Source organism: Kocuria coralli (assembly GCF_008831305.1).
Taxonomy (GTDB): domain Bacteria; phylum Actinomycetota; class Actinomycetes; order Actinomycetales; family Micrococcaceae; genus Kocuria; species Kocuria coralli.
In genome coordinates this window covers 25,390-46,655 of the sequence record NZ_ML708624.1, presented here as the reverse complement: position 1 = coordinate 46,655, position 21,266 = coordinate 25,390, and the positions used below count along the sequence as shown (strand labels likewise).

Here is a 21,266-nt window from a genome sequence, read left to right as displayed (position 1 = left end):
ACCCGTTCGCGGTCAGAGGCTGATCAGTCAGAGCCTGGTCAGCCTGACGAAATCGTCGTGCACCATGTTCCCCATGGGGAAGGTGGCCGTGCCCACGATGCCGAGCCCGCTGCGCTCGTAGAAGGCGTTGGCCCGGGCATTGAGCTGGTTGACCGTCAGCCATAGCCGCGTCGCGCCGCTCTCCGCCGCCAGGTGCTTTGAGGCCTCCAGGAGCCGGCTCGCAGCGCCCGTTCCCCGGTGGTCTGGATGGACGTACAGCTTGGAGAGGAACCAGGTCGCTCCCCGGTGCCCGGCCACGGCCTGCTTCGCCGGGACCGTCCCTCGGATCGGCTCGTCCTGGACCAGCATCGCGTATCCGGCGGGGGAGGCCTTCCCCTGCTCCACCGGGGAGGCGAGCAGAACCAGAAGGTGGTACCGGGGGTCCGCCAGCCAGCTCTCGAACCTCTCCGCGGACAGCTCTCTCGCCACGTGGGCATCGGACACGGCACGATCCGTGCCCGGCGGGCAGGCGTCGTGGAAGGTCACCGCCGCCAGGGCGTGCAGCGACGGCCCGTCCCCGGGCACCGCGGGGACGATCTCGTAGGGCATGGGCTCATGGGGCATGGAGCATCGTCTCCTTCGATCCGTCGGCTGTCCGGCGGCATCCCGCCGGCCTGCCACCGTTATTCCGAGGACGGCCGTTCCGGAGACGGCTGTTCCGAGGACGGCGCCGAGGGCGACCAGGCGGGACCGATCGCATCCATGGCCTGCTCCAGCGGGATGCCGGACCCGTCGCGCCGGCCGAACTCGGCGGGCAGGGGGCGGGCCACGCCGGTGGCGGAGACCGCCTTGGCGGGGCCGTGCCCTGCCCAGGCCAGGGCCAGCCCGGATTCCCCGCGCAGCAGGCGCTGGCACCGGACGCCGCCCGTGGCCCTGCCCTTGCCGGGGTACTCGGCCAGGGGAGTGATCTTGACGGAGTGCTCGGGCATCCCCGGCAGCGCATCCTCGGTCCTGGCCACGGTGACCACGACGGCCTGCGGATCCTGGGGGAAGGCGGGGCCGAAGAAGATCGCACGATCGTCCTCGGTCAGCTTCACCCCGGCGACGCCTCCGGCCGTACGGCCCTGCGGGCGCACGGAGGACGCGGGGAAGTGCAGCAGCTTCGCCTCCCGGGTGATGAAGACCAGCTCGGAGTCGTCGGGGGACTCACCGACCCCGATCACCTCGTCGCCGTTCTTGCCCTGGCCCTTGAGCGTGATGACCTCCCACTCGTCGCGGTTCAGCGGGTAGTCCGGGTTGAGCCGCTTGACCACGCCCTGCCTGGTACCCAGTGCGATCACGGCGTTCAGGGGAGCAAGGCCCACCAGGGTCTCCCCGCGCTCCAGGGACAGGAAGTCCTTGGCCGCGACGCCCTCGGCGAGCTTGGGCGCGCCGTCGTAGCCGGTCAGGGCGGGGACGTCCAAGACCGGGACGCGGATCATGCGTCCAGCGGAGGTCACGGCGCCGATCTCCCCGCGCGCGCTCGTGGCCACCTGCGACCGGAGGGCGTCGTGCTTGAGGCGCCGGCCCGGTTCGGCCAGCGGGGTGCGGTCCGTCGAGCGTGCCAGCTGACCCGAGGTGGAGAGGAACACCCAGCAGGGGTCGTCCGCGATCTCCAGGGTGGGGCCGGCTTTCGCAGTGCTCGCCGTGGCCGTGACCTCGGGGAGGTCCTCGGAGGCGAGCAGCTTGGTGCGCCGGTCATCCCCGTGCTGCTCTGCAACGGCCGACAGCTCGTCGGAGACCACCTCGCGCAGTCGCGCGTCCGAGCCCAGGATCTCCTCGAGCTCGGCGATCTCCCGTTGCAGCTCGTCGCGTTCCGCCTCCAGCTCGATCCGGGAGAACTTGGTCAGCTGCCGGAGGCGCAGCTCCAGGATGTGATCGGCCTGGGCCTGGGTCAGGTCGAAGATCTGCATCAGCCGCTCGCGTGCTTCGGCGGTCTGCTCCGAGGACCGGATGATCTGGATGACCTCGTCGATGTCCAGGATGGCGATCAGCAGGCCCTCGACCAGATGCAGCCGGTCCCGGCGCTTGCCCAGCCGGAACTCGGTGCGACGGCGGACCACCGTCAGCCGGTGATCCACGTAGACGCGCAGCAGCTCCATGAGGCCCATGGTGCGGGGCTGCCCGTCGACCAGGGCCACGTTGTTGATGCCGAAGGACTCTTCCAGGGGGGTGTGCTTGTAGAGCTGGGCCAGGACGGCCTGCGGATTGAAGCCGTTCTTGAGTTCGATCACCAGCCGCAGGCCGTTGGCCCGGTCGGTCAGGTCGACCACATCGGAGATCCCGGAGACCTTCTTGGCCTGGACCGCGGTCTTGATCTTCTCGATCACCTTCTCCGGGCCCACCATGTAGGGCAGGTCGGTTACCACGATGCCCTGTTTCCGCGCCGTGACCTGCTCGATCGACACGGTCGCGCGGGTCTTGAAGGATCCCCTCCCGGTCTCGTAGGCGTCCCGGATCCCGCCCAGGCCGACGATGCGCCCACCCGTGGGCAGATCGGGGCCCGGGATGAACTTCATGATCTCCTTGAGGGTGGCCTCCGGATGGGAGACCAGGTGCCGGGCGCCGGCGACCACCTCGCGCAGATTGTGCGGGGCCATGTTCGTGGCCATGCCCACGGCGATGCCCGACGCCCCGTTGACCAGCAGGTTCGGGAACGCGGACGGCAGGACCGCGGGCTGGGTGAACTGGTTGTCGTAGTTGGGCACGAAGTCGACGACGTCCTCGCCCAGGTCCGCCGTCAGGGCCAGGGCGGCCGGTGCCAGCCGGGCCTCGGTATACCGGGAGGCCGCCGGTCCGTCGTCGAGGGAGCCGAAGTTGCCGTGCCCGTCCACGAGCGGCGCCCGCATGGCGAAGGGCTGCGCCAGTCGCACCATCGCGTCGTAGATCGCGGAATCGCTGTGGGGGTGCAGCTTGCCCATGACCTCGCCGACCACGCGGGCGGACTTGACATGACCACGGTCCGGGCGCAGGCCCATGTCGTCCATCATGTAGAGGATGCGCCGCTGCACCGGCTTGAGGCCGTCGCGCGCATCGGGCAGCGCCCGGGAATAGATCACCGAGTACGAGTACTCGAGGAAGCTCGTCTCCATCTCGCTGGTGACGTCGACGTCGACGACGTTCTCCCGGAAATCCGCGGGAAGCTCCTCGCGTGCGGAACGTGATCCTGACCTGCGTCGGGCCATAGGGGCGGGCTCTCCTTTGCTACTTCTTAGGTGGGTGCCCACTGCCGGGTCACACGGGATTGTCGATACGCTGAAGTCTATGGTCTCCGAGTCCACACCAGAGGGTGGCGACACCCGCGCCCAGGCCCCCGACACCGCCGCGATCGCCATGCAACAGGGGTATCCGGCCCACTGGGAAGCGGATGTGGTGCTGCGCGACGGCGCGACAGCCCATCTGCGCCCCGTCACTCCCGACGACCAGGACGCCCTCCTGGAGATGTTCCACGGCCAGTCGCAGAACACGATCTACCTGCGGTTCTTCTCGCACAAGACCACGCTGACCAAGCGCGAGCTCGAACGGTACACCACCGTGGACCACCACGACCGGGTGGCCTTCGTGATCATGCTGGGCTCTTCCATGATCGGCATCGGCCGCTACGACCGGACGCACGACCCACACGATGCCGAGGTCGCGTTCCTGATCTCCGACGCCCACCAGGGCCGGGGGATCGGCTCTATCCTGCTCGAGCACCTCAGCGCGGCGGCCCTGGAGAACGGCATCGACCACTTCTCGGCCGAGGTGCTCCCCGAGAACCGGGCGATGCTGCGCGTGTTCGTCGAAGCGGGCTACGACGTGACCAGGCGGTTCGACGACGGCGTGGTCGCCCTGGAGTTCTCGATCGACCCCACGGAGAAGCAGCGTTCGGTGATGGTCGCCCGCGAGCACCGTGCGGAGGCCCGCTCCACGGCCCGCATCCTGACGCCCGGCAGCATCGCCGTGATCGGCGCATCCGCCGATCCCACCAACGGCGGGCACGCGGTGGTCCGCAACATCGTCGAATCGGGCTTCACCGGAGCCCTGTACGGCATCAACCCGGTGCCGTTCGACCAGGAGGGCATGACCTACAAGTCCTCGATCGAGGAGATCGGCCAGCCCGTCGACCTGGCCGTGATCGCCGTGCCCTACGACGCCGTGCTGGACGTGGTCGACCAATGCGGCCGCGCCGGTGCCCACGCCGTCGTGATCGTGACGGGCGGGTGGGCCGAGGCGGGCCAGGAAGGCGCCCGCCGCCAGCGGCAGCTGGTCAGGCTCGCCCGCGGCCACGGCATGCGGGTGGTCGGTCCGGCGAGCCTGGGGGTGCTGAACAACTCGGGCGAGCACGCGTTCAACGCCACGGTGCTCCCGGCGCGGTTCAAGGCCGGCAACATGGGTCTCTTCGCCCAGTCGGGGGCGCTGGGGACCCTGCAGACGTCCGCCGCGATCCGGCACGGGCTGGGGATCTCCACCTTCCTCTCGGCCGGCAACCGCGCCGATGTCTCGGGCAACGACATGATGCAGTTCTGGGAGGACGACGCCGCCACCCAGGTGTGCGGCATGAGCCTCCAGTCCTTCGGCAATCCCCGCAAGTTCTCCCGCATCGCCCGGCGGCTGTCACGGCTCAAGCCCCTGATCGTGGCGAAGTCGGAGGTCACCGGCCTGCGCCTGCCGCCGGGTCACACGGGCCGGACCACGGAAGCCCCCGCCGGGGCGCTGAACGCGATGCTCCAGCAGGCCGGCGTGCTGCAGGTGGCCACCTCCGATCAGCTCATGGACCTCGCCGCCGTGGCCTCCGGACAGCCCCGGCCCGCCGGAAGGCGGACGGCGCTGATCGCCAACGCCATGGCGCTGGGCCGGCTCATGGAGGACACCGCGGCGATCCTGGGTATGGAGGTCACCGCGGTCCGGGACGACCTGGACACGGCCGGCGGGGGCGCCGATGCGGTGGAGGCCGTGCGCTCGGCGCTGGCCGACGTGCTCGCCCGCGACGACGTGGATGCCGCCGTCATCGCCCTGATCCCCGCACCGGGGGTCACCGAGGACGAATGGGCCGACACGGTCACGGCGGTGGGAGCCGAGGCCGGCAAGACCGTGGCGTTCGCCATGACCGGCAGCACCGAGGCCCGGGCGCCGTCCCATATCCACCGCGACTCCGAGGGCCGCGAGCTGCCCATCTTCCTGGCCCCCTCCTCGGCGGTGGAAGCCGTGCACCGGGTCCAGGAATGGATGGCCTGGCGCGACCGCGAGGACGACTCGGTGACGCTGCCCGAGGACATCGACGCCGACGCCGCCGAGGAACTGCTGGCGGAATGGTCGGCCGAGGTGCCCGGCGAGTCCCTCCTGCCGCTGGACGGTGAGCGCGCTCGCAAGCTGCTGGCCACCTACGGGATCACGGTCCTGCCCACGGTACGGTTCCGCGACGTCGAGGACGCGCTGGAGGCCGCCGGGAAGCTGGGCTACCCCGTGGCGCTGAAGAGCACCGACCGGAACCTCCGGCACCGCCTGGACCTGGGCGGGGTGCGCCTGCAGATCGATTCTCCCGAGCAGCTGCGCGAGGCGATCGCCTCCATGCGCCGGACCCTGCCGATGGGGTCCGAGCAGCTGGATCTGCAGGCGATGGCGCCGACGGGCCAGGCCGTCGTCGTGACTGCCACGGAGGACCCGCTCGTGGGCCCGGTGGTCTCGTTCGGGATCGCCGGGGACGCGGTCAAGCTGCTGGACGACCGTTCCCACCGGGTGCCGCCGCTGACGGACCAGGACGTCCAGGACATGGTCCGTGAGCCCAAGGCCGCGCGGAAGCTCTTCGGCTACGAAAGCCAGCCGCCCGTGGCGGTGACCGAGCTCGAGGACCTCCTGATCCGGGTCGCCCTCCTGAAGGACCGCCACCCGCAGATCGCGAGGCTGGATTTGAACCCGGTACTGTTGTCCAGCGAACACCTCACCGTGCTGTCCGCGGACGTACGGCTGGGGGATCCGAAAGAACGAACGGACAGCGCCAGGCGAGCGATGCGGAGGTGACCTATGAGCGACACGATCGCTGGCAGGTACACCCTCATCGACCCCATCGCCCGTGGCGGCTCCGGCACGGTATGGCGGGCCTGGGATCAGAGGCACGGCAAGCTGTGCGCCGCGAAGGTCCTGCGGCAGCGGGATTCCGCTGATCTGCTCCGGTTCGTGCGCGAGCAGTCGGTCAAGCTGGAGCATCCCCACGTCCTGGCCCCGTACGGCTGGGCGGCCGAGGACGAGCACGTGGTGATCGCCATGGACCTGTGCGACGGCGGCACGCTGGAGAGCGTCCTGCAGGATCACGGGGCGCTGTCGGACGAGGTCGTGGAGGAGGTCATGCTCCAGCTGCTGCGCGCCCTGCAGTTCGTGCATGCCGAGGGCTGGATCCACCGCGACGTCAAGCCGGCCAACCTCATGATGAACGCCACCGGGACCGGCCGTCCGCTGGCGCGCCTGGCCGATTTCGGAATCGCCACCCAATGCGAGGACGCGCGACTGACCCGGCTCGGCACGGTGGTGGGCACCCCGGGGTACATCGCACCGGAGCTTCTGGAAGGGGCGGATCCCGCTGCCGCCCAGGACCTCTTCGCCGCGGGCGTCGTCGCCATGCGCATGGTATGCCCGCACGAGGGCCGCGGTGAGACGCCGCAGCCGGAGTCGGCGCTGCAGAAATTCGGGGCCGGTTCCCTCCTGGGCGCCGAGATCGCGGCCCTGCTCGATCCCGAGCCGGCCGTCCGGCACGACGGTGCCATGGCGCTGCTGGAGCGGCTGGCGCCGGCCTCCGAGGGCCGGTCCTTCCAGCCCGCCCGGACCCGTCACGGCGAGCCCCTGGAGATCTTCCAGACCCTCGACCCCTTGCCGGAGGAGTGGAGCCGGATCGTCGAGGGCGACGGCGCGGCAGCCCGGCAGCCTCTCACCGGCGCGGTGACCGCTCCCCGCTCGGGTGACGTATCGGACCCCGTGCCGACCTCCACCGGCGGTGCCCCCTTGGCGGCGAGTGCGCCGCAGGCCGAGCCGCTCGACTCCGGCCTGATCCGCACCAACTACGGCATGGTCTCCACCCCGCCACCCGGCGGAGAGCCGCTGATCGGCCCGGCAGCCGGGCCCGCCGGCGCCTCGCTGCACGGCATGCCCTCCGGTCTGACCGGGGACGGGGCGGTGGCACCCGCCTCGCCGGGCCCTGTGGGCGGAGCGGGCCGGGGCGCCATGGTCCAAGGGCCGTTGCCCCGCGGCCAGCAGTCCCGGGCGACCCTGCTGGAGGGCGCGGTCTCCTCGGGATGGAATGCACAGGCGCGGCCGGGCGTTTCGCATCTGACGGTCGACGAGAGCACGGGCGAGACGACGGGCGGTGACGGCCTCACCGCGCCGGGAACAGGGTCGGTGGCAGGCGGGTCCGTTCCGTCGGCACCGGCCAGGAACGGGCCCCTGGAACGGCTCGGGATCCACGGGACCGCCACGGGGTGGATGCTCATCGCCGTCGTCTTGCTGGTGCTCGTGCTCGCCGTGCTGCTGATCGTCCTCGCCTTGACCGACGACGGCGGTACGGCTCCCGTCCCGCCCGCCGAGACGGCCTCCTCGTCCCCGGCCACCAATAACGGCACCCCCGGTGGTGCCGGCAACAACTTTCAGAACTCGGATCCGACGATCGGCAGTCTCGACGGAAACGGTCCGGGCCGCATCGGTGACTGACACCGATCCGCGCCCGGCAATGCATCGGACGGCCCAGGAAGCAGGAGACAGATGACCAAATCGGGACCGCGCGGCGAGCAGCTGCACCAGGACATCGAACGGGCGGGGTTCTACCCGCAGCTCGTGCACGACGTCGTCGCCGATGCCCTGGACGGCGCTGCGCCTGATTCGCATCTGGTCCAGCTGGAGACCACCTTCGACCGCGACGAGATCCACCGGCACATCACCGCGCTGGTCCTGGCCGGCGAGGTCCTGCACATCACCCACGTGGACGACCAGCAGTACGACGAGGCCGGCAACGAGGTGGTGGCGCTGGTGTCCACCGAGTCGGTGGCCGCAGCCCGGGTGCACTCGGTGACGCTGACCTACGCCTACTACAAACCGCAGCAGTATCGGCCGGGGCACCCGATCAGCGAGGTCAACCTCTCCGTCGCCTGGACGGGGACCCGGAACCTGGACCTGCAGCCGGCCGCCTGCGAGGATCCCCAGTGCGAGGCCGACCACGGCTACACGGGCATGTCCGCCGTCCAGGACGTCGTGCTGCGCATCAGCGCCGAGGCCGACGGCATGGAGGCCGTCGAGGGCGCCCGGGAGTTCGCCCGCCGCCTGCGCCGGGCCGCACTGCACCGCGCGCCCGTCCAGTGACGTGGCCCGGTGACGTGATGGACGATGACGGACGCGCGATGACGGACGAGACCTCCCGGACCCCCGCTCCCGAACCGGGTTTCCCGCCGGCGCCGCGCTACGGCTCCGCCTCGGTCGCGGACGTGCTGAGCTCGGCGGCGGGCGCCCTGGGCGTTGCCGGCTGCCAGGACGTCCTGGGGCTGCCCCAGGCGGAGCGGTTCGTCGTCGTCATGGTGGACGGGCTGGGGCTGGAGCAGCTGAAGGCGCGTTTCGGCTACGCCCCGCTGCTGCGCAACGCCGCCCTGCTGGGGGAGCTGGATGCCGCCTTCCCGACGACGACCGCCTCCTCCCTGGCCTCGCTGGGCACGGGCCGGCCGGTCGGCGAGCACGGGCTCACGGGCTACGACTCCTACTCCCCGGAACTCGGCCAGACGGTCAACATGCTCGGGAACTGGGACTCGCGGGTCGACCCGCTGCGGTGGCAGCCCCTGCCCACCGTGCTGGAGAGGGCCGAGCAGGCGGGGATCGACGTCGTCACGGTGAGCCGGAAGAAGTTCCGGCAGTCCTCGCTGACCACCGCCGCGCTGCGTGGCGGCAGATTCGTCGCGGCGGACTCGACCCACGCCAGGGTGCGGGCCGCCCAGGAGAACCTGCGGTCGGGACGGCGCAGCCTGATGTATTTCTACTGGGATGACCTGGACAAGACCGGTCATCAGGCCGGCTGGGGTTCCGCCGAGTGGAGCGAGCAGCTGGAGGAGCTCGACGGCTGCCTCAGACGGCTGATCGCCGGCCTTCCGCCCCGCACCGCCGTGGTGCTGACCGCGGACCATGGGATGGTCGACATCCCCGCCGAGGGGCGGTTGGACGTGGCCGCGATTCCCGGCCTGCTGGATGACGCCGTGACGACTTCCGGGGAGCCACGGTGCCTGCAGCTGCACCTGCACCCCGTCGCCGCCTCCGCCCGGGCCGAGGCGCAGCAGCGCACGATGGAACGCTGGCGTGCGGAGTTCGGGGAGCAGGTGCACGCGGCCACCCGTGAGGAACTGCTCGACGGCGGGTGGTTCGGGCCGCGCGAGCGCATCCGGCCCGCCGTCGTGGATCGTATCGGCGACGTGCTCGTGCTGCCGGCCACGGAGGACCTGGCATTCCACGACCTCTCCCGGATCGGAGCCGGGACCCTGACCATGGTCGGCCAGCACGGGGGACTGACCCGTGCCGAGGCGAGCGTTCCGCTGCTCGGGCTCGCCGGCCTCTAGGGCGCGGCCGGACCCGGACCTACCGCCCGGCGCCGGATGACGCCGAGGCGGTGTCCTGCGCCGACGGCGTGGCGTCGGCGGTCGCCCCCGGTCCCGCGGCTTCGGTGGCACCGTCGTCCGGATCGTCGGTGCCCGAGTTGTCACCGGTGTCGTCGCCTACGTCATCGTTGCCCGGATTCCCCGGCTCCGGGGCCGGGGCCTGGGGAGGTGCGGGCTGCTCCGGGATCGCGGGCACGGCCGGCGGGGCCTGTTCAGCCGGCGGCGCCTCCTCCGCGGGAGCGGGCACGACCGGATCCTCGGCTGCCGGGTCCTCCTGGACCGGGACGGTTTCGTCGGGAGCCGGTTGAAGCACCGCTGGGTCTTCTTCGCCGGCGGGCAGGCCCTCGTCCGTGGCGTCCGGTGTGGCGGTCCTGCTCGGGCTGGGCGTGGCGACGGTTCCCGATGGCGACGGTGTGGCGGCCGAGGTGGACTCCGAGGTGTTCTCGGTGTCCTCTCCGTCTCCCGATCCGGCCAGGAACAGCAGGTAGACGGCCCCGACCAGGACCGCGGCGGCCACGAGCGCCAGGACCGCCGCGGCGGCTGCCTTGCTCCGGCCGGAGACCTTGCCGCGATAGGGGTCCTGCTCGGGTTCCCGGGATCCGGGCGGGGGAGTGCTCTGGGGGGAGTACGACATCGTGGGGGTCCTTGCTCGGTTCCGCCGGTCAGGTGGTACTGGCGGGCCCGTTGGCCGATGATCGGGTCGTGGGGGACGGTATCAGGTGTCCGTGTTCTTGGCGCCGAAGACGATCTCGTCCCAGCTGGGCACGGAGGACCGCGAGCGCTTGGCGTTCGTGCGCCCTCGCGGGCGGGGGCGGGAGGGCTGTTCGGGCTCGGGCGCCTCCTCGGCGCCCTCCGGTTCGGCCGCTTCCGCTGCCGTGTCGTCCATGGTGGTCGATTCGGGGACTCGCCCGGAGTCGGGATCGGAGACAGCGGGATCGGAGTCGGCGGGATCGGAGTCGGGCCGGGATTCCGGGGTCGAGGGCCCCGCACTGCCGGCGTCACGCAACGGAGCGACTCCGGCTTCCCCGTTCCCGGGCGGCGGCATCGCAGCCGCGGTCGAACCCGGCGCGGCCTCCTCCGGGTGCGGCGCTGACGACCCGTCCTCCTGCTGAGCGGGTTCGGCGGCATCGCCGTCCAGCGGACGGGAATCGTCATCCATGATCTCGATGACCGGTGAGGTGGGCTTGTCCTGGGCGTCGGCTCGGCCCAGATGATGCACCGCGGCCTCCTCGGACCGGTCCTGGCCGGCGGGCGACGGGTCCGCCCCTGCGATGCCGCCGGAGGGCACCGGGGTTCCCGGCTCACCGGCGTCGGGGGTACCGGCCTGCTCGCCGTGTCCGTTCTCGGCCTGTGCCGGGGCGGGCTGCTGGCTCACGGGGCGTGAGGGATGCATGGGCTGGTCGAAGAGCGGAGAGTCCTTGGGAGCCGAGATGGGCCGGGGCCTGCGGTCGACGTGACCCATGCTGCGGCCCAGGATCGCCGCCAGCTGATCGTCCGAGTCGGAGTCCTGGCCGAGCCGCTGGCCGCGACGGGCATCCAGGACATCCAGGAGCTCGTCGGTCTCCTGCCCCGCCTGCCCCGTCGAGGCGCCGGCACTGTCTTCAGTATGCGGCGCGCTCTGGGCATGAGAACCGGCCTGAGCCGCCGGAGACCCGGCCGGAGACCCGGAGGAATGGTCGGCGGGCCGGGAACGCTCGTCGACGCCCGATGCCGCAGCCGACGGATGACGATGGCCTCGCGCCGTATCTCCACCGGCCGATGCGGGCGCGGACGCGGCGCCGGTCGAGGAGGGTGCGCCGAACAGGCTGTCACTGCCGGCGACGACCCCGTTCGCATCGGGGGCCGCCGTCAGGTGACCGGCCCAGCCGTTGTCGGGGGTCACCGTGAGACTGGCCGGATTGAAGATCCAGAGCGCGGCCGGCTGCTGGTCGACGAGGTCCTGCGGCGCCGCACCCGGGTTGGCGACGCGGAACCGGGCCGTGATCTGCCACTGCTGGTCCGGCCGCTGCCAGGCGTCCCAGTCCAGGGACGTGGGAGCGATGCCGAGGTCGCCGGCGTGCGCGGCCACGATCTCCGCCAGGCTCTGCGCCTCGCCGTCGAAGACGGACCGGTACCCGCCCGACCGGGACGTGCGGGCCACCACCTCGACCTTCTGCGCCTCCCTCGCGATGTGGGCGCGCTCGGCCAGGATCGGCCATTCGTAGCGGCGGACGCGTTCGGGCTCCCAGCCCGATTCCTCGACGATCTCCTCGACGGTGGCCCCGGCACGGAAGCGAGCCTGGATGTCACGCGGACCGAAGTCGCCGGACTGGTTCCCCTGGCGGCGCGGGGCGACGCGGCGCGCCCGCTGGACGGTCCCGCGCAACTGCTGGTCGATGCGCAGCACGTGACGGGTTCCGGAGGCGTCCTGGAGCACCAGATGCTCGCCGTCATCGTGCACGCCTACTAGGCGCAGCTCGTCCATGCTTCTCCAGCCTCCGCTACGGGTCTACGTGTTCTAGAGTGCGGGCGAAACCGCTGTCCGGCCCTCGACGGTGACACGGGATGTCAGGGCGGGTCGCGACTGGTCGCGGGAAGTGGCACTCACTCTCGGTTCAGCAGTCTAATGGTGATCCGTACGCTGACACATTTCCGCCCGGGTCACCGGGTATCAGCACGCTTAGCAGTGAATTGCAGCACATTCCTGGAAACTGGTTCCGTTGTGAGCGTACGAGGTTGGATTTTTGGGTCCCCATGGTGAACAATCCTTCCGACACAGGGGCGCTGGCGCCCCCGAGACCCCCCGTTTCGGGCGCCCGGTTCGCGACCCCGATCAGCACAGTTCTTCGCATGGATGGGAACGAGATGGCCACAGACTACGACGCACCGCGCAAGCAGGACGAGGAGCTCAAAGAGGACTCCATTGAGGAGCTGAAGTCGCGACGCGGAGGACAGCAGTCCTCCAGCGTCGACGAGGACGAGGCGGTGGCCGCCGAGAGCTTCGAGCTGCCGGGTGCGGACCTCTCCCACGAGGAGCTGTCCGTCGTCGTGCTGCCCGCCCAGGAGGACGAGTTCACCTGTGGTTCCTGCTTCCTGGTCCGCCACCGCTCGCAGATCGCAGAGGAGCGCAACGGGCTCAAGATCTGCGTGGAATGCGCAGGCTGATCGATCCGGGGAGTGAGATGCGAGTCGGGCCGCCCATCAGTACTGATGGGCGGCCCGACTCGCATCTCGGCCTCATGCCGCGGGTGATCTACGACGACGCCCCGGTGAGGACGTCGGCGAGCTGCTGCGGCCGCCGGGTCGAGGTCAGCCAGTAGGGGGTGGGGTCGACCGGGTCGGTGATCTCGATCCGGCAGATCGGCCCCACGGAGGCGCTGAAGCTCATGAAGGCGCGGGCATCCAGCTCCGGCCCGCGCACCCGGCGGATCTCACCGGCCTCCGTGAAGGGCTCCACCTCGCCCACGAAACGGCGCTCGATCCGTGCCCGGCCGACCTGCAGCTCCTCTTCGGTGACGACGATCTGCGCGGCGCGCGCGTAGGCCACCGTGGCCGTGATCCCGATCGCCAGCACGAGTCCCAGCGCGCCCAGCCAGAGCGAGATCGGGGACAGCGCCAGGAGCACCGACAGCCCGAAGCCTGCATACAGCAGCCACATCCACCAGGCGGGGTTGAGGCGTTCCCGGTACAGGACGCGGTTGCCGTACTCCTCGGCCTCCGGGAAAGCGGGGGAGCCGGGATCGCCGGCGTCGTCCGGTCCCGGGTGCAGGCTCTGAGAACCGTTGGTGCCGTGTTCGTTCATGGGCCCATCTTCGCACGGAGCCCGTAGCCCGCGAACCGGGGCGGTCCGGGTGCAACGCACCGGTGGCTCGGGGCGGGCGACCCGGGGCGGCTAGAGTGGGGCACTGTGTTTGACGACCGCCCCGATACCCGCACAGCACCCGCCGACGGCGCGGAGCGCCTGGACCTGAAGATCCAGCGCCTGGACCCGCACCTCCCCCTGCCGGCTCATGCCCGCCCCGGTGACGCAGGCATGGACCTGAGGGCGAGGACCGACGTCGTCCTGCAACCCGGGCAGCGCGCCCTGATCCCCACCGGCATAGCGATCGCGGTGCCGGCGGGATGGGCCGGGTTCGTCAACCCGAGGTCGGGGCTGGCGGCCAAGCACGGGATCACCGTCGTCAATGCACCGGGGACGGTGGATTCCGGCTACAGGGGTGAAATCAAGGTCACCCTGCTCAATACTGATCTCACGGAAGCCTTCGAGATCTCGCGAGGCGATCGCATCGCTCAGCTGGTGCTGCAGCGGGTGGCCGTCGTCGACGTCGTCGAGGTGGACCAGCTCGACGAGACCGAACGCGGCCGGCAGGGGTTCGGCTCCTCCGGACGGGACTGACGGCTTCCCGACGTGCTGCCCCGGGGCCCGGCCGGACAGGTCCGGCTCGCGTGGGCACCCAGAGACCGACTGCAGAAGGAAAGACAGTGTTCGGACGTAAGAAGAAGCAGACCGAGGAGGCACCCTCGGGTGCGCCCGCAGGGACGGGCGCAGGAGCAGAGGCAGGCGCGGAGGCCCCGGAGACGGACGATCCCCGCGCCGAGGGCCCCTTCGACGTCTCCGAGATCGAGTCCCGGGACGGGTACCTGGACCTGGGCGCCATCCTGATCAAACCCCAGGACGGAGTGGGAGTGCGCCTCGAGGTCGACGAGAAGTCCAAGCGGCCCCGCGCGGTGAGCCTGGACATGGGCGGCTCCATGGCGCAGATCCAGGCATTCGCCGCGCCGCGGACCACCGGGCTGTGGGAGGAGATCCGCAATGATCTCAAGGACTCCCTCAAGCGCAACAACGGGGCCCCGGAATTCGTGGAGGGCACTTTCGGCACGGAGCTCCGGGCGCGCTTCGCGGCCAAGACCTCCGACGGCACCAACGGCTACCGTCCGGCCCGTTTCGTCGGGATCGACGGTCCGCGGTGGTTCCTGCGGACCGTGATCTCCGGGGCGGCCGCGATCGACCCCGAGGCCTCGGCGAAATTCGATGCGATCATCCGCAGCGTGGTGGTGGTGCGCGGCAGCGACCCCATGCCCCCGCGGGATCTGCTGCCCCTGAACGTGCCGGAAGGAGCCCAGCGAGCCCCCGCCGGCAAGACCGTCCGGCGTGCCGCCTTGCGTCCGCAGGGCGGGGCCGCCAAGGCACCCGGTCACGCGGAGACCGCGGGCCAGAAGCCGGCTCGACCGGCCGCGCCGGGAGCCGGCGAGGGAGCGCAGGAGCGCACCAGCGGTGAGCGGGGCGGCCTGCAACCGCCTGAACGCGGTCCCGAAGTGACGGAGATCCGATGACCGGGGAACCGCCTCCCGTGACCGCCCCCGTCACCTTGGTGGGAACCGGCCCCTCGCCCTCGGCGGAGCCGGCGAACCTGTGCTGCCCGGAGGCCGACGCGGAACCGGGCGCGGGGCGGCGCAGGGTCCGTGTCACGGGAGTGGTGACCGAGGTCAGGATCGCGCCGGTCCACGATCGCGCCGAGTTCTCCGCCCTGGTCATCGCGCACGACCCCGCAAGGCCGCGCGCCGAGAGGAAACAGGTCCGGCTCGTGTGGCAGGGCCAGCGTGCGGTGCCCGGAGTGACCGTCGGCGTGGCGCTGGAGTGCGTCGGGCTGCTGTGCGACCGCAGATCCGAGCCCACCATTTTCAACCCCCGCTACGAGATCGTGGCCAAGAAGGTGCAGCGATGACCGAGCCCACCCCGGACGGGTCCCAGCCGAAGCCGGGTACGTCCCAGTCCCAGGACGGCCCCTCCGTGGAGGCCGCCCTGAGCACGTACGCCCAGCGTTCGGGCATGCGGCGCGATGCGAGCGGGCAGCTCGACGTGATGCATGCCATCGGAGGCTGGAGGGGCCTGGTCGAGGCCGTCCTGCCGGGCGCGCTGTTCCTGGCCGTGCTGGTCCTGGCGGGCAGCCTCGGACCGGCCCTGATCAGCGCCCTGGCCGTGGCGGGCGTGTTCACCGTGATCCGCCTCATCCAGCGGCAGACCCTGGTCCAGGCCGTGTCGGGGCTGGTGGGCGTGGGGATCTGCGCGCTATTCGCCAACGTCTCGGGTCAGGCCCGGGACTACTACCTCCCCGGTTTCTACATCAACGCCGTCTACGGCGCGGCCCTGCTGCTGTCGATCGTGGTGCGCTGGCCCGTCCTCGGCCTGATCTTCGGCTACATCCGCGGGGAGGCCACCCGCTGGCGGGCGGTTCCCGTCCGGATGAAGGCCTACCGCCTGGCCACCCTGTTCGTGGTGCTCATGTTCGCCGCGCGGCTGGTGGTGCAGGTACCGCTGTACTTCGCGGACGAGGTCGCCGCCCTGGGCATCGCGCGCCTGGTCATGGGCGTCCCCCTGTACGCCCTGGTGCTGTGGCTGGGCTGGATGGTCTCCCGTCCGCAGGCGGTCCGGCCCGGGGGCGAACCCGCTCAGGGGGCGAGCAGTTCCTGAAGGTGCTCCTCCCCGTCGTCGGTGGCCAGGAAGAACAGCTCGTCCTCGGCTTCGATGACGTCGTCGCGCGTGGGCGCGATGGCGGCGCCGTCGCGCAGAATGGCCACCAGGGTGGCATCGGGCGGCCAGGGGACCTCGCCGACCGTCGTGGCGATCATCCCGTGGCCGTGCGGCACGGTGTACGCGTTCAGCGTGGCCTTGTCGGACTGCAGGTTGAGCAGCCGCACGACGTCGCCGACCTCGACCGCCTCCTCGACCAGGGCCGTGATCAGCCGCGGCGTGGAGACGGCGACGTCGACGCCCCAGGCGGGGTCGAACATCCACTCGTTCTTGGGGTTGTTGACCCGGCCCACGGTGCGCGGCACGCCGAACTCCGAGCGAGCCATGAGCGAGACCACCAGATTGACCTTGTCGTCGCCGGTCGCCGCGACCATGATGTCCACCTGCTCGAGCTGGGCCTCGCGCAGGACATGGGGATCGCAGGCGTCTCCCACGATCCAATGACTGTTGCGCAGGTCCGCCCGGCCGATGGCGTCGGGCTTCTCGTCGATCACGACGACCTTGTGACCGTGACCGGAGAGCTCCCGCACGATCGAGGCTCCCACGGAGCCGGCACCCACCACGGCGACCTTCACGCCTCACCGCCCCCTTCGACGTCGTCGTCCGGCCGCAGCGACTGGGCCAGCTCGCGGATCCGGGACGACGGCGGCCTGGCCAGGATGCGCGCGACCTCGTCGACGTCGTCGATCCGCATCATGGCGTGCACCACGTCCCCCTTCTGGTAGCTCGTCGACGGACCCGGCAGGATGCCCTCCCCGAAACGGGTCAGGAACGCGATCCGGACCCCGGTGGCCTCGGCGATGGCATCCAGGTGCAGGCCCGACCAGGAGTCGTCCAGGCTCAGCTCGCCCAGCTGGAGACGCCCGGAGGCCTCGCGCCAATCCCCGGCGATGCTCTGCTCGGGGAGCATGCGCCGCAGCACCTGATCGGCCGTCCAGCGCACGGAGGCCACGGTGGGGATGCCCAGCCGCTGGTAGAACTCGGCGCGGGCGGGGTCGTAGATCCGCGCCACCACGCGCTGGACCCCGAAGGTCTCCCGGGCCACCCTGGCGGCCAGGACGTTCGTATTGTCGCCGCTGGACACCGCAGCCAGGGCGTAGGCGGTCTCCACGCTCGCCCGCCGCAGGACATCCCGGTCGAAGCCGTGCCCCGTGACCTTCTTCCCCTGGAACCCGCTGCGCAGACGGCGCAGCGATCTGTCGTCCTGATCGATCACGGCCACGGAATGGCCCGCGTCCTCCAGGGCATGGGCCAGCATGACGCCCACGCGCCCGGCACCAACGATCACAAAGTGCGGCATGTGCCCAGGGTAGTGCCCGGGCACGTAACGTGTCCCGACAGGACTAGCCTGAGCGCGTGAGCATCTTCCGAGCGGTACGCGCGACCCTGGTGGGCCGGCCGCTGCACAACGAGCGGTTCGCGGAGACGGCCCTGCCCAAGCGCACGGGGCTGCCCGTCTTCTCGGCCGATGCGCTGTCCTCCGTGGCCTATGCCCCGGACGAGATCGTGCTGACGCTGGCTCTGGCGGGCGTGGCGGCGGTGACGATCTCCCCATGGGTCGGTCTTGCGGTCGTCCTGGTCACTGCGGTGGTGGTCGCGGCCTACCGGCAGAACCTGCGCGTCTATCCCTCGGGCGGCGGGGATTACGAGATCGCCTCCAAGAACCTCGGCCGCCGCGCCGGGGTGGCGGTCGGTGCCGCCCTGATGGTGGATTTCATCCTGGTGGTGGCGGTCTCCACCTCGGCCGCCGCCCAGTACCTGGCGGCGGCGTTCCCCCGCCTGGTCGACCACCGCATCGAGGTGGCCCTGGTCGGCATCCTGATCGCCGGGCTGCTGAACCTGCGCGGTATCCGTTTCATGGGCCGCGCCGCGGTGGTGCCGACCTACCTGTTCGTCGTCGTGATGCTCGCGCTGATCGGGACGGGGCTGGTCAAATCCGCCACCGGGACCTTGGCGCCGGTGCCGTCGGCATCGTGGGAGGTGCTGCCCGCGGGCTCCGGGGACACCGCATGGACCACCCTGGCCGTGATCATGCTCATCCTCCGGGCGTTCTCCTCGGGAGCCGTCTCCGTGACCGGTGTGGAATCGGTGACGGGCGCGGTGGCCTATCTCAGGAAGCCGCGCGCGCAGAACGCCTCGACCATTCTCACCATCATGGGAGCGATCTCCTGCGTGCTGCTGCTGGGCACCATGTACCTGGTGGGGCGCACCGGAGCCGTGGTGGTCCTGGACCCGGTGGCCCAGCTGCGGATCGACGGCCAGGCCCCGGCGGAGGACTTCTACCAGAATCCGCTGCTGGGTCAACTGGCCCGCGCGGTCTTCGGTCTGGAGACGCCCCTCTTCTACGTCGTGATCCTGGCCACGGTCATGGTGCTCGTCTTCGCCGCCTCCACCGCGTTCTCCGGCTTCCCCTCCCTGGGCTCCAGGCTGGCCCGGGACTCGTTCCTGCCCCGCCAGCTCAAGTCACGCGGCGACCGGTTCGCATTCACCAACGGCGTCATCGCCCTGCTGGTGGCCGCCGCGATCCTGACCCTGGTCTTCCGCGCCAGCGTCAACGACCTGGTGCAGCTCTACGTCGTGGGGGTCTTCGCCTCCTTCACCGTGACCCAGGCCGGCATGGTGCGTCACTGGCGGCGTCAGCGACGGCATGTGCACGCCCCGGAGCAGCGCCGCCGGATGATCGGGCCCGTCGTGCTGGCCCACGTCGCGCTCGTCCTGTGCGCCACCGTGCTGGTGATCGTCCTGGTGACCAAGTTCGCGCAGGGTGCCTGGATCACCCTGCTCGCCATGTCGGTCCTCGGCGGTCTGATGCTGGCCATCCGCCGCCACTACGACTCCGTGGACCGCGAGCTGAGGCTGGTGGCCGGGTCGCCCGTCCGCGCCCTCCCGTCGAGGGTGCACGCCATGATCATCGTCGCCTCGGTGCGCAAGCCCGTGATGCGGGCGCTGGCCTACGCGCGGGCCTCCCGCCCGTCCACCCTGGAGGCGCTCGTCGTCGATGTCTCGCAGACCGCCACGGACCGGATCCTGCAGGACTGGGAGCGGCTGGAGATCCCCGTTCCCATCACCGTGCTCGACGCCCCCTACCGCGACTCGGTCCAGCCCGTGATCGACCACCTACGCCGGATACGCCGCCGCTCGCCGCGGGACCTGTTCGTGGTCTACCTCCCCGAGTACGTGGTGAGCAGCCGGTGGGAGCAGGCCCTGCACAACCAGTCCGCGCGCGCCCTGGCCAACCGCCTCCGCCTGGAGCCCGGGGTGATGATCGCCTCCGTGCCCTGGCAGGTGGACTCCTCGCACGTGGACTCGCCGCCTGCCGGCTCGCAGCATCCCGTCTCGCAGCAGGCCGAGTCGCAGGATCAGGGGCACTCGGGCGAGAATGTGGCGCAGACCGGCACCCAGCACCCGACCAGTACGGAGCGCCCTTGACTTCCCCCGCACCCGATCGATCCCCGAAGGACCTCGTGCTCACCCCCGGTCCCTGGGCGTACGGCGGTCACACGGTGGCCCGCACGGACGAGGGCCGGGTGGTCTTCGTCAGGCACGCGGATTCCGGCGAGCGAGTGAAGGCCCGGCTCACCGACGCCGACCCTGGCGCGAAGTTCTGGCGAGCGGATACCGTCGAGGTCCTGGAGGCGTCCCCCCATCGCCGCGACCGTCATCCATGGCAGGCCGCCGATGCCCTGCTGACCGCGGCCGGGGGCCTCCCTCCCGTGGGAGGTGCGGAGATGGGCCATCTGACGCTCGAGCGTCAGCGGGAGGTCAAGACCGGGGTGCTGCGCGAACTGCTCGGCGGCATCGGCCGGCTCGCGCCGGCGGAGCTGGACGCCCTCGACCCGGCCGTAGAGGCCCTCCCCGGTGAGGACCCGCGCGGACTGGGGTGGCGCACGCGAGCGCATTTCGCCGTCGACGCCGCCGGGTCGATCGCCATGCACCCGCACCGTTCCGAGGCGCTCGTCCCGGTCGCCGGGTTCCCGCTCATGGTCCCGGCACTGGAGGCGCTGGGCCTGGCCGAACTCGACTTCACGGGAGCCGAGCGAATCGACCTGGTCGCACCCTGCGGGGGAGCGGACGGCGAGGCCCCGGCGATCGTGGTGACCCCCGCAGCCGGCGACTCCGCTGCCCTGAGGGAAGCACTGAGGGAGCGGCTGGCGGGGGAACTGCTCGCGCGCCTGGAGGAGGCCAGCCCCGGGCTCTCCGTGCTGCTCGGCCCCGCTGAAGGGGAACGCGGGCCGGCGGAGGTGCTGGCCGGGACGGCAACGGTCCGGGAGCGCGCCGGCGGGTTCTCCTGGGAGGTCTCGGCAGCCGGTTTCTGGCAGATCCACCGTCACGCTCCCGCGACCCTCCTCGAGGCTGTCGGCGAGGCCGCCCAGCTCACCGGGGGGCAGACCGCTCTCGACCTCTATTCCGGGGCCGGGCTGTTCACCGCCGCGCTCGCGGAGGGGGTGGGGGCATCCGGTCACGTCCTGGCGGTGGAGGGCTCGCCGCTCACCAGCGCCGACGCGGCCAGGAACTCCGCCCCGCAGGAGCAGGTGGAGGTGGTGCGGGGATCGGTGGACGAGGTCCTGGCCGAACGCTGGCCGGGCGTGGTGCGGGCGCCGCGCCGACGGGCGCATGGCTCCCGGCAGAGGGGCGGCGGGCGGGCACGCCGGACGGCCTCCCGGGCGGGGAGCCGTGCTGCGTCCTCGACCCGTTCCGCGGCGGAGACCGCCCGCCCCGGCGTCGTCGTGCTGGACCCGCCGCGTGCCGGTGCCGGCAAGAACGTGGTCGACGCCCTGAATGCCCTGGGGCCCTCCCGCATCGTCTACCTCTCCTGCGACCCCGCCACCCTGGCCAGGGATCTGGCCCGATTCCGGCACCACGGATGGCAGTTCGAATCGGTGCGGGGATTCGACCTCTACCCCAACACCCACCACCTCGAGACCCTGGTGGTCCTCACCCGGTGAACGCCCCGAGACGCTGGCTGGACCTGTTCGATACCACCCGGTCCGAGCGGTGACAATTTGTCGTCAAACGACCTCCCGGGCCGGCGTCGCTGAGGATCCTGGGGCCTGGAAGCGGTATATTGGGCGGCGACTGCCGGGACGTCGTCGTCGTCGCCAAGCGGCTCATGACGTCTGCGGTACTTCACAACCGTGGCG

General features: G+C 71.2%; 18 protein-coding genes. 11 read left to right on the top strand and 7 right to left on the bottom strand.

The annotated features are described in order from the left end of the window. Nucleotides 1-27 precede the first annotated feature (27 nt). Together FCK90_RS12310 and FCK90_RS12305 are read right to left on the bottom strand one after the other, a co-directional pair. On the bottom strand, nt 28-603 hold the full coding sequence (locus tag FCK90_RS12310; RefSeq protein ID WP_246180303.1) for a GNAT family N-acetyltransferase: 576 nt from the start codon (nt 601-603) through the stop codon (nt 28-30). Between the two features lie 59 nt (nt 604-662). Continuing rightward, nucleotides 663-3,203 (bottom strand): DNA gyrase/topoisomerase IV subunit A, encoded by a 2,541-nt coding sequence (locus tag FCK90_RS12305; protein WP_158034591.1) that lies wholly within the window; start codon nt 3,201-3,203, stop codon nt 663-665. A gap of 148 nt (nt 3,204-3,351) precedes the next feature. On the opposite strand from FCK90_RS12305, the gene FCK90_RS12300 reads away from it, so the two are divergent. From FCK90_RS12300 to FCK90_RS12285, 4 genes are read left to right on the top strand one after another with little or no spacing between them, the layout of a single operon-like run. Further along, complete coding sequence (locus tag FCK90_RS12300) at nt 3,352-6,018, top strand: bifunctional acetate--CoA ligase family protein/GNAT family N-acetyltransferase (protein WP_158034628.1); 2,667 nt, start codon at nt 3,352-3,354, stop codon at nt 6,016-6,018. Nucleotides 6,019-6,021: 3 nt separating this feature from the next. Next, a complete protein-coding gene (locus FCK90_RS12295) occupies nt 6,022-7,695 on the top strand; it encodes a serine/threonine protein kinase (protein ID WP_158034590.1) in 1,674 nt (557 codons plus the stop codon). A 51-nt stretch (nt 7,696-7,746) separates the two neighbouring features. After that, complete coding sequence (locus tag FCK90_RS12290) at nt 7,747-8,340, top strand: DUF5998 family protein (RefSeq protein ID WP_158034589.1); 594 nt, start codon at nt 7,747-7,749, stop codon at nt 8,338-8,340. Between the two features lie 38 nt (nt 8,341-8,378). Then, nucleotides 8,379-9,575 carry an alkaline phosphatase family protein gene (locus tag FCK90_RS12285; RefSeq protein WP_246180301.1) on the top strand — a complete coding sequence of 399 codons (1,197 nt, stop codon included), beginning with the start codon at nt 8,379-8,381 and terminating at the stop codon, nt 9,573-9,575. Between the two features lie 19 nt (nt 9,576-9,594). Here FCK90_RS12285 and FCK90_RS12280 read toward each other — a convergent pair whose 3' ends face one another. Beyond that, nucleotides 9,595-10,248 (bottom strand): hypothetical protein, encoded by a 654-nt coding sequence (locus tag FCK90_RS12280; protein WP_158034587.1) that lies wholly within the window; start codon nt 10,246-10,248, stop codon nt 9,595-9,597. Between the two features lie 81 nt (nt 10,249-10,329). After that, entirely contained in the window at nt 10,330-12,078 is a 1,749-nt protein-coding gene (gene sepH, locus FCK90_RS12275) for a septation protein SepH (RefSeq protein WP_158034586.1), read from the bottom strand. A 380-nt stretch (nt 12,079-12,458) separates the two neighbouring features. Here sepH and FCK90_RS12270 point away from each other — a divergent pair, with 380 nt between their 5' ends. Continuing rightward, entirely contained in the window at nt 12,459-12,758 is a 300-nt protein-coding gene (locus FCK90_RS12270) for a DUF4193 domain-containing protein (protein ID WP_158034627.1), read from the top strand. An 88-nt stretch (nt 12,759-12,846) separates the two neighbouring features. On the opposite strand, the gene FCK90_RS12265 is transcribed toward FCK90_RS12270, so the two are convergent. Further along, a complete protein-coding gene (locus FCK90_RS12265) occupies nt 12,847-13,395 on the bottom strand; it encodes a DUF3093 domain-containing protein (protein WP_158034585.1) in 549 nt (182 codons plus the stop codon). Nucleotides 13,396-13,554: 159 nt separating this feature from the next. Between FCK90_RS12265 and dut the strand changes: the two genes are divergently transcribed. From dut to FCK90_RS12245, 4 genes are all read left to right on the top strand, one after another. After that, complete coding sequence (gene dut / locus FCK90_RS12260; RefSeq protein WP_158034626.1) at nt 13,555-13,989, top strand: dUTP diphosphatase; 435 nt, start codon at nt 13,555-13,557, stop codon at nt 13,987-13,989. 86 nt (nt 13,990-14,075) lie between these two features. Further along, complete coding sequence (locus FCK90_RS12255; protein WP_181954310.1) at nt 14,076-14,927, top strand: DUF3710 domain-containing protein; 852 nt, start codon at nt 14,076-14,078, stop codon at nt 14,925-14,927. Beyond that, complete coding sequence (locus tag FCK90_RS12250; RefSeq protein ID WP_246180299.1) at nt 14,924-15,319, top strand: hypothetical protein; 396 nt, start codon at nt 14,924-14,926, stop codon at nt 15,317-15,319. The genes FCK90_RS12255 and FCK90_RS12250 overlap by 4 nt, the downstream gene beginning before the upstream one ends. Next, nucleotides 15,316-16,065: a DUF3159 domain-containing protein gene (locus FCK90_RS12245; RefSeq protein WP_158034583.1), complete on the top strand. Its 750-nt coding sequence runs from the start codon at nt 15,316-15,318 to the stop codon at nt 16,063-16,065. Before FCK90_RS12250 ends, FCK90_RS12245 begins: the two co-directional genes overlap by 4 nt. Here the strand turns inward: FCK90_RS12245 and FCK90_RS12240 are convergent. Continuing rightward, nucleotides 16,044-16,700 (bottom strand): potassium channel family protein, encoded by a 657-nt coding sequence (locus FCK90_RS12240; RefSeq protein ID WP_158034582.1) that lies wholly within the window; start codon nt 16,698-16,700, stop codon nt 16,044-16,046. The genes FCK90_RS12245 and FCK90_RS12240 overlap by 22 nt on opposite strands. Then, entirely contained in the window at nt 16,697-17,425 is a 729-nt protein-coding gene (locus FCK90_RS12235; protein ID WP_158034581.1) for a potassium channel family protein, read from the bottom strand. Before FCK90_RS12235 ends, FCK90_RS12240 begins: the two co-directional genes overlap by 4 nt. 56 nt (nt 17,426-17,481) lie before the next feature. On the opposite strand from FCK90_RS12235, the gene FCK90_RS12230 reads away from it, so the two are divergent. Next, nucleotides 17,482-19,554, top strand: a complete 2,073-nt coding sequence (locus FCK90_RS12230) for an APC family permease (protein ID WP_181954309.1) — start codon at nt 17,482-17,484, stop codon at nt 19,552-19,554. Beyond that, nucleotides 19,551-21,071, top strand: a complete 1,521-nt coding sequence (locus tag FCK90_RS12225) for a class I SAM-dependent RNA methyltransferase (protein ID WP_158034580.1) — start codon at nt 19,551-19,553, stop codon at nt 21,069-21,071. Before FCK90_RS12230 ends, FCK90_RS12225 begins: the two co-directional genes overlap by 4 nt. Nucleotides 21,072-21,266 lie beyond the last annotated feature (195 nt).

Excerpts from the sequence above, each read along its gene's own strand:
- FCK90_RS12310 (WP_246180303.1), bottom strand. The coding sequence starts at position 603 with ATGCCCCATGAGCCCATGCCCTACGAGATCGTCCCCGCGGTGCCCGGG.
- FCK90_RS12305 (WP_158034591.1), bottom strand. The coding sequence starts at position 3,203 with ATGGCCCGACGCAGGTCAGGATCACGTTCCGCACGCGAGGAGCTTCCC.
- FCK90_RS12300 (WP_158034628.1), top strand. The coding sequence starts at position 3,352 with ATGCAACAGGGGTATCCGGCCCACTGGGAAGCGGATGTGGTGCTGCGC.
- FCK90_RS12295 (WP_158034590.1), top strand. The coding sequence starts at position 6,022 with ATGAGCGACACGATCGCTGGCAGGTACACCCTCATCGACCCCATCGCC.
- FCK90_RS12290 (WP_158034589.1), top strand. The coding sequence starts at position 7,747 with ATGACCAAATCGGGACCGCGCGGCGAGCAGCTGCACCAGGACATCGAA.
- FCK90_RS12285 (WP_246180301.1), top strand. The coding sequence starts at position 8,379 with ATGACGGACGAGACCTCCCGGACCCCCGCTCCCGAACCGGGTTTCCCG.
- FCK90_RS12280 (WP_158034587.1), bottom strand. The coding sequence starts at position 10,248 with ATGTCGTACTCCCCCCAGAGCACTCCCCCGCCCGGATCCCGGGAACCC.
- sepH (WP_158034586.1), bottom strand. The coding sequence starts at position 12,078 with ATGGACGAGCTGCGCCTAGTAGGCGTGCACGATGACGGCGAGCATCTG.
- FCK90_RS12270 (WP_158034627.1), top strand. The coding sequence starts at position 12,459 with ATGGCCACAGACTACGACGCACCGCGCAAGCAGGACGAGGAGCTCAAA.
- FCK90_RS12265 (WP_158034585.1), bottom strand. The coding sequence starts at position 13,395 with ATGAACGAACACGGCACCAACGGTTCTCAGAGCCTGCACCCGGGACCG.
- FCK90_RS12250 (WP_246180299.1), top strand. The coding sequence starts at position 14,924 with ATGACCGGGGAACCGCCTCCCGTGACCGCCCCCGTCACCTTGGTGGGA.
- FCK90_RS12245 (WP_158034583.1), top strand. The coding sequence starts at position 15,316 with ATGACCGAGCCCACCCCGGACGGGTCCCAGCCGAAGCCGGGTACGTCC.
- FCK90_RS12235 (WP_158034581.1), bottom strand. The coding sequence starts at position 17,425 with ATGCCGCACTTTGTGATCGTTGGTGCCGGGCGCGTGGGCGTCATGCTG.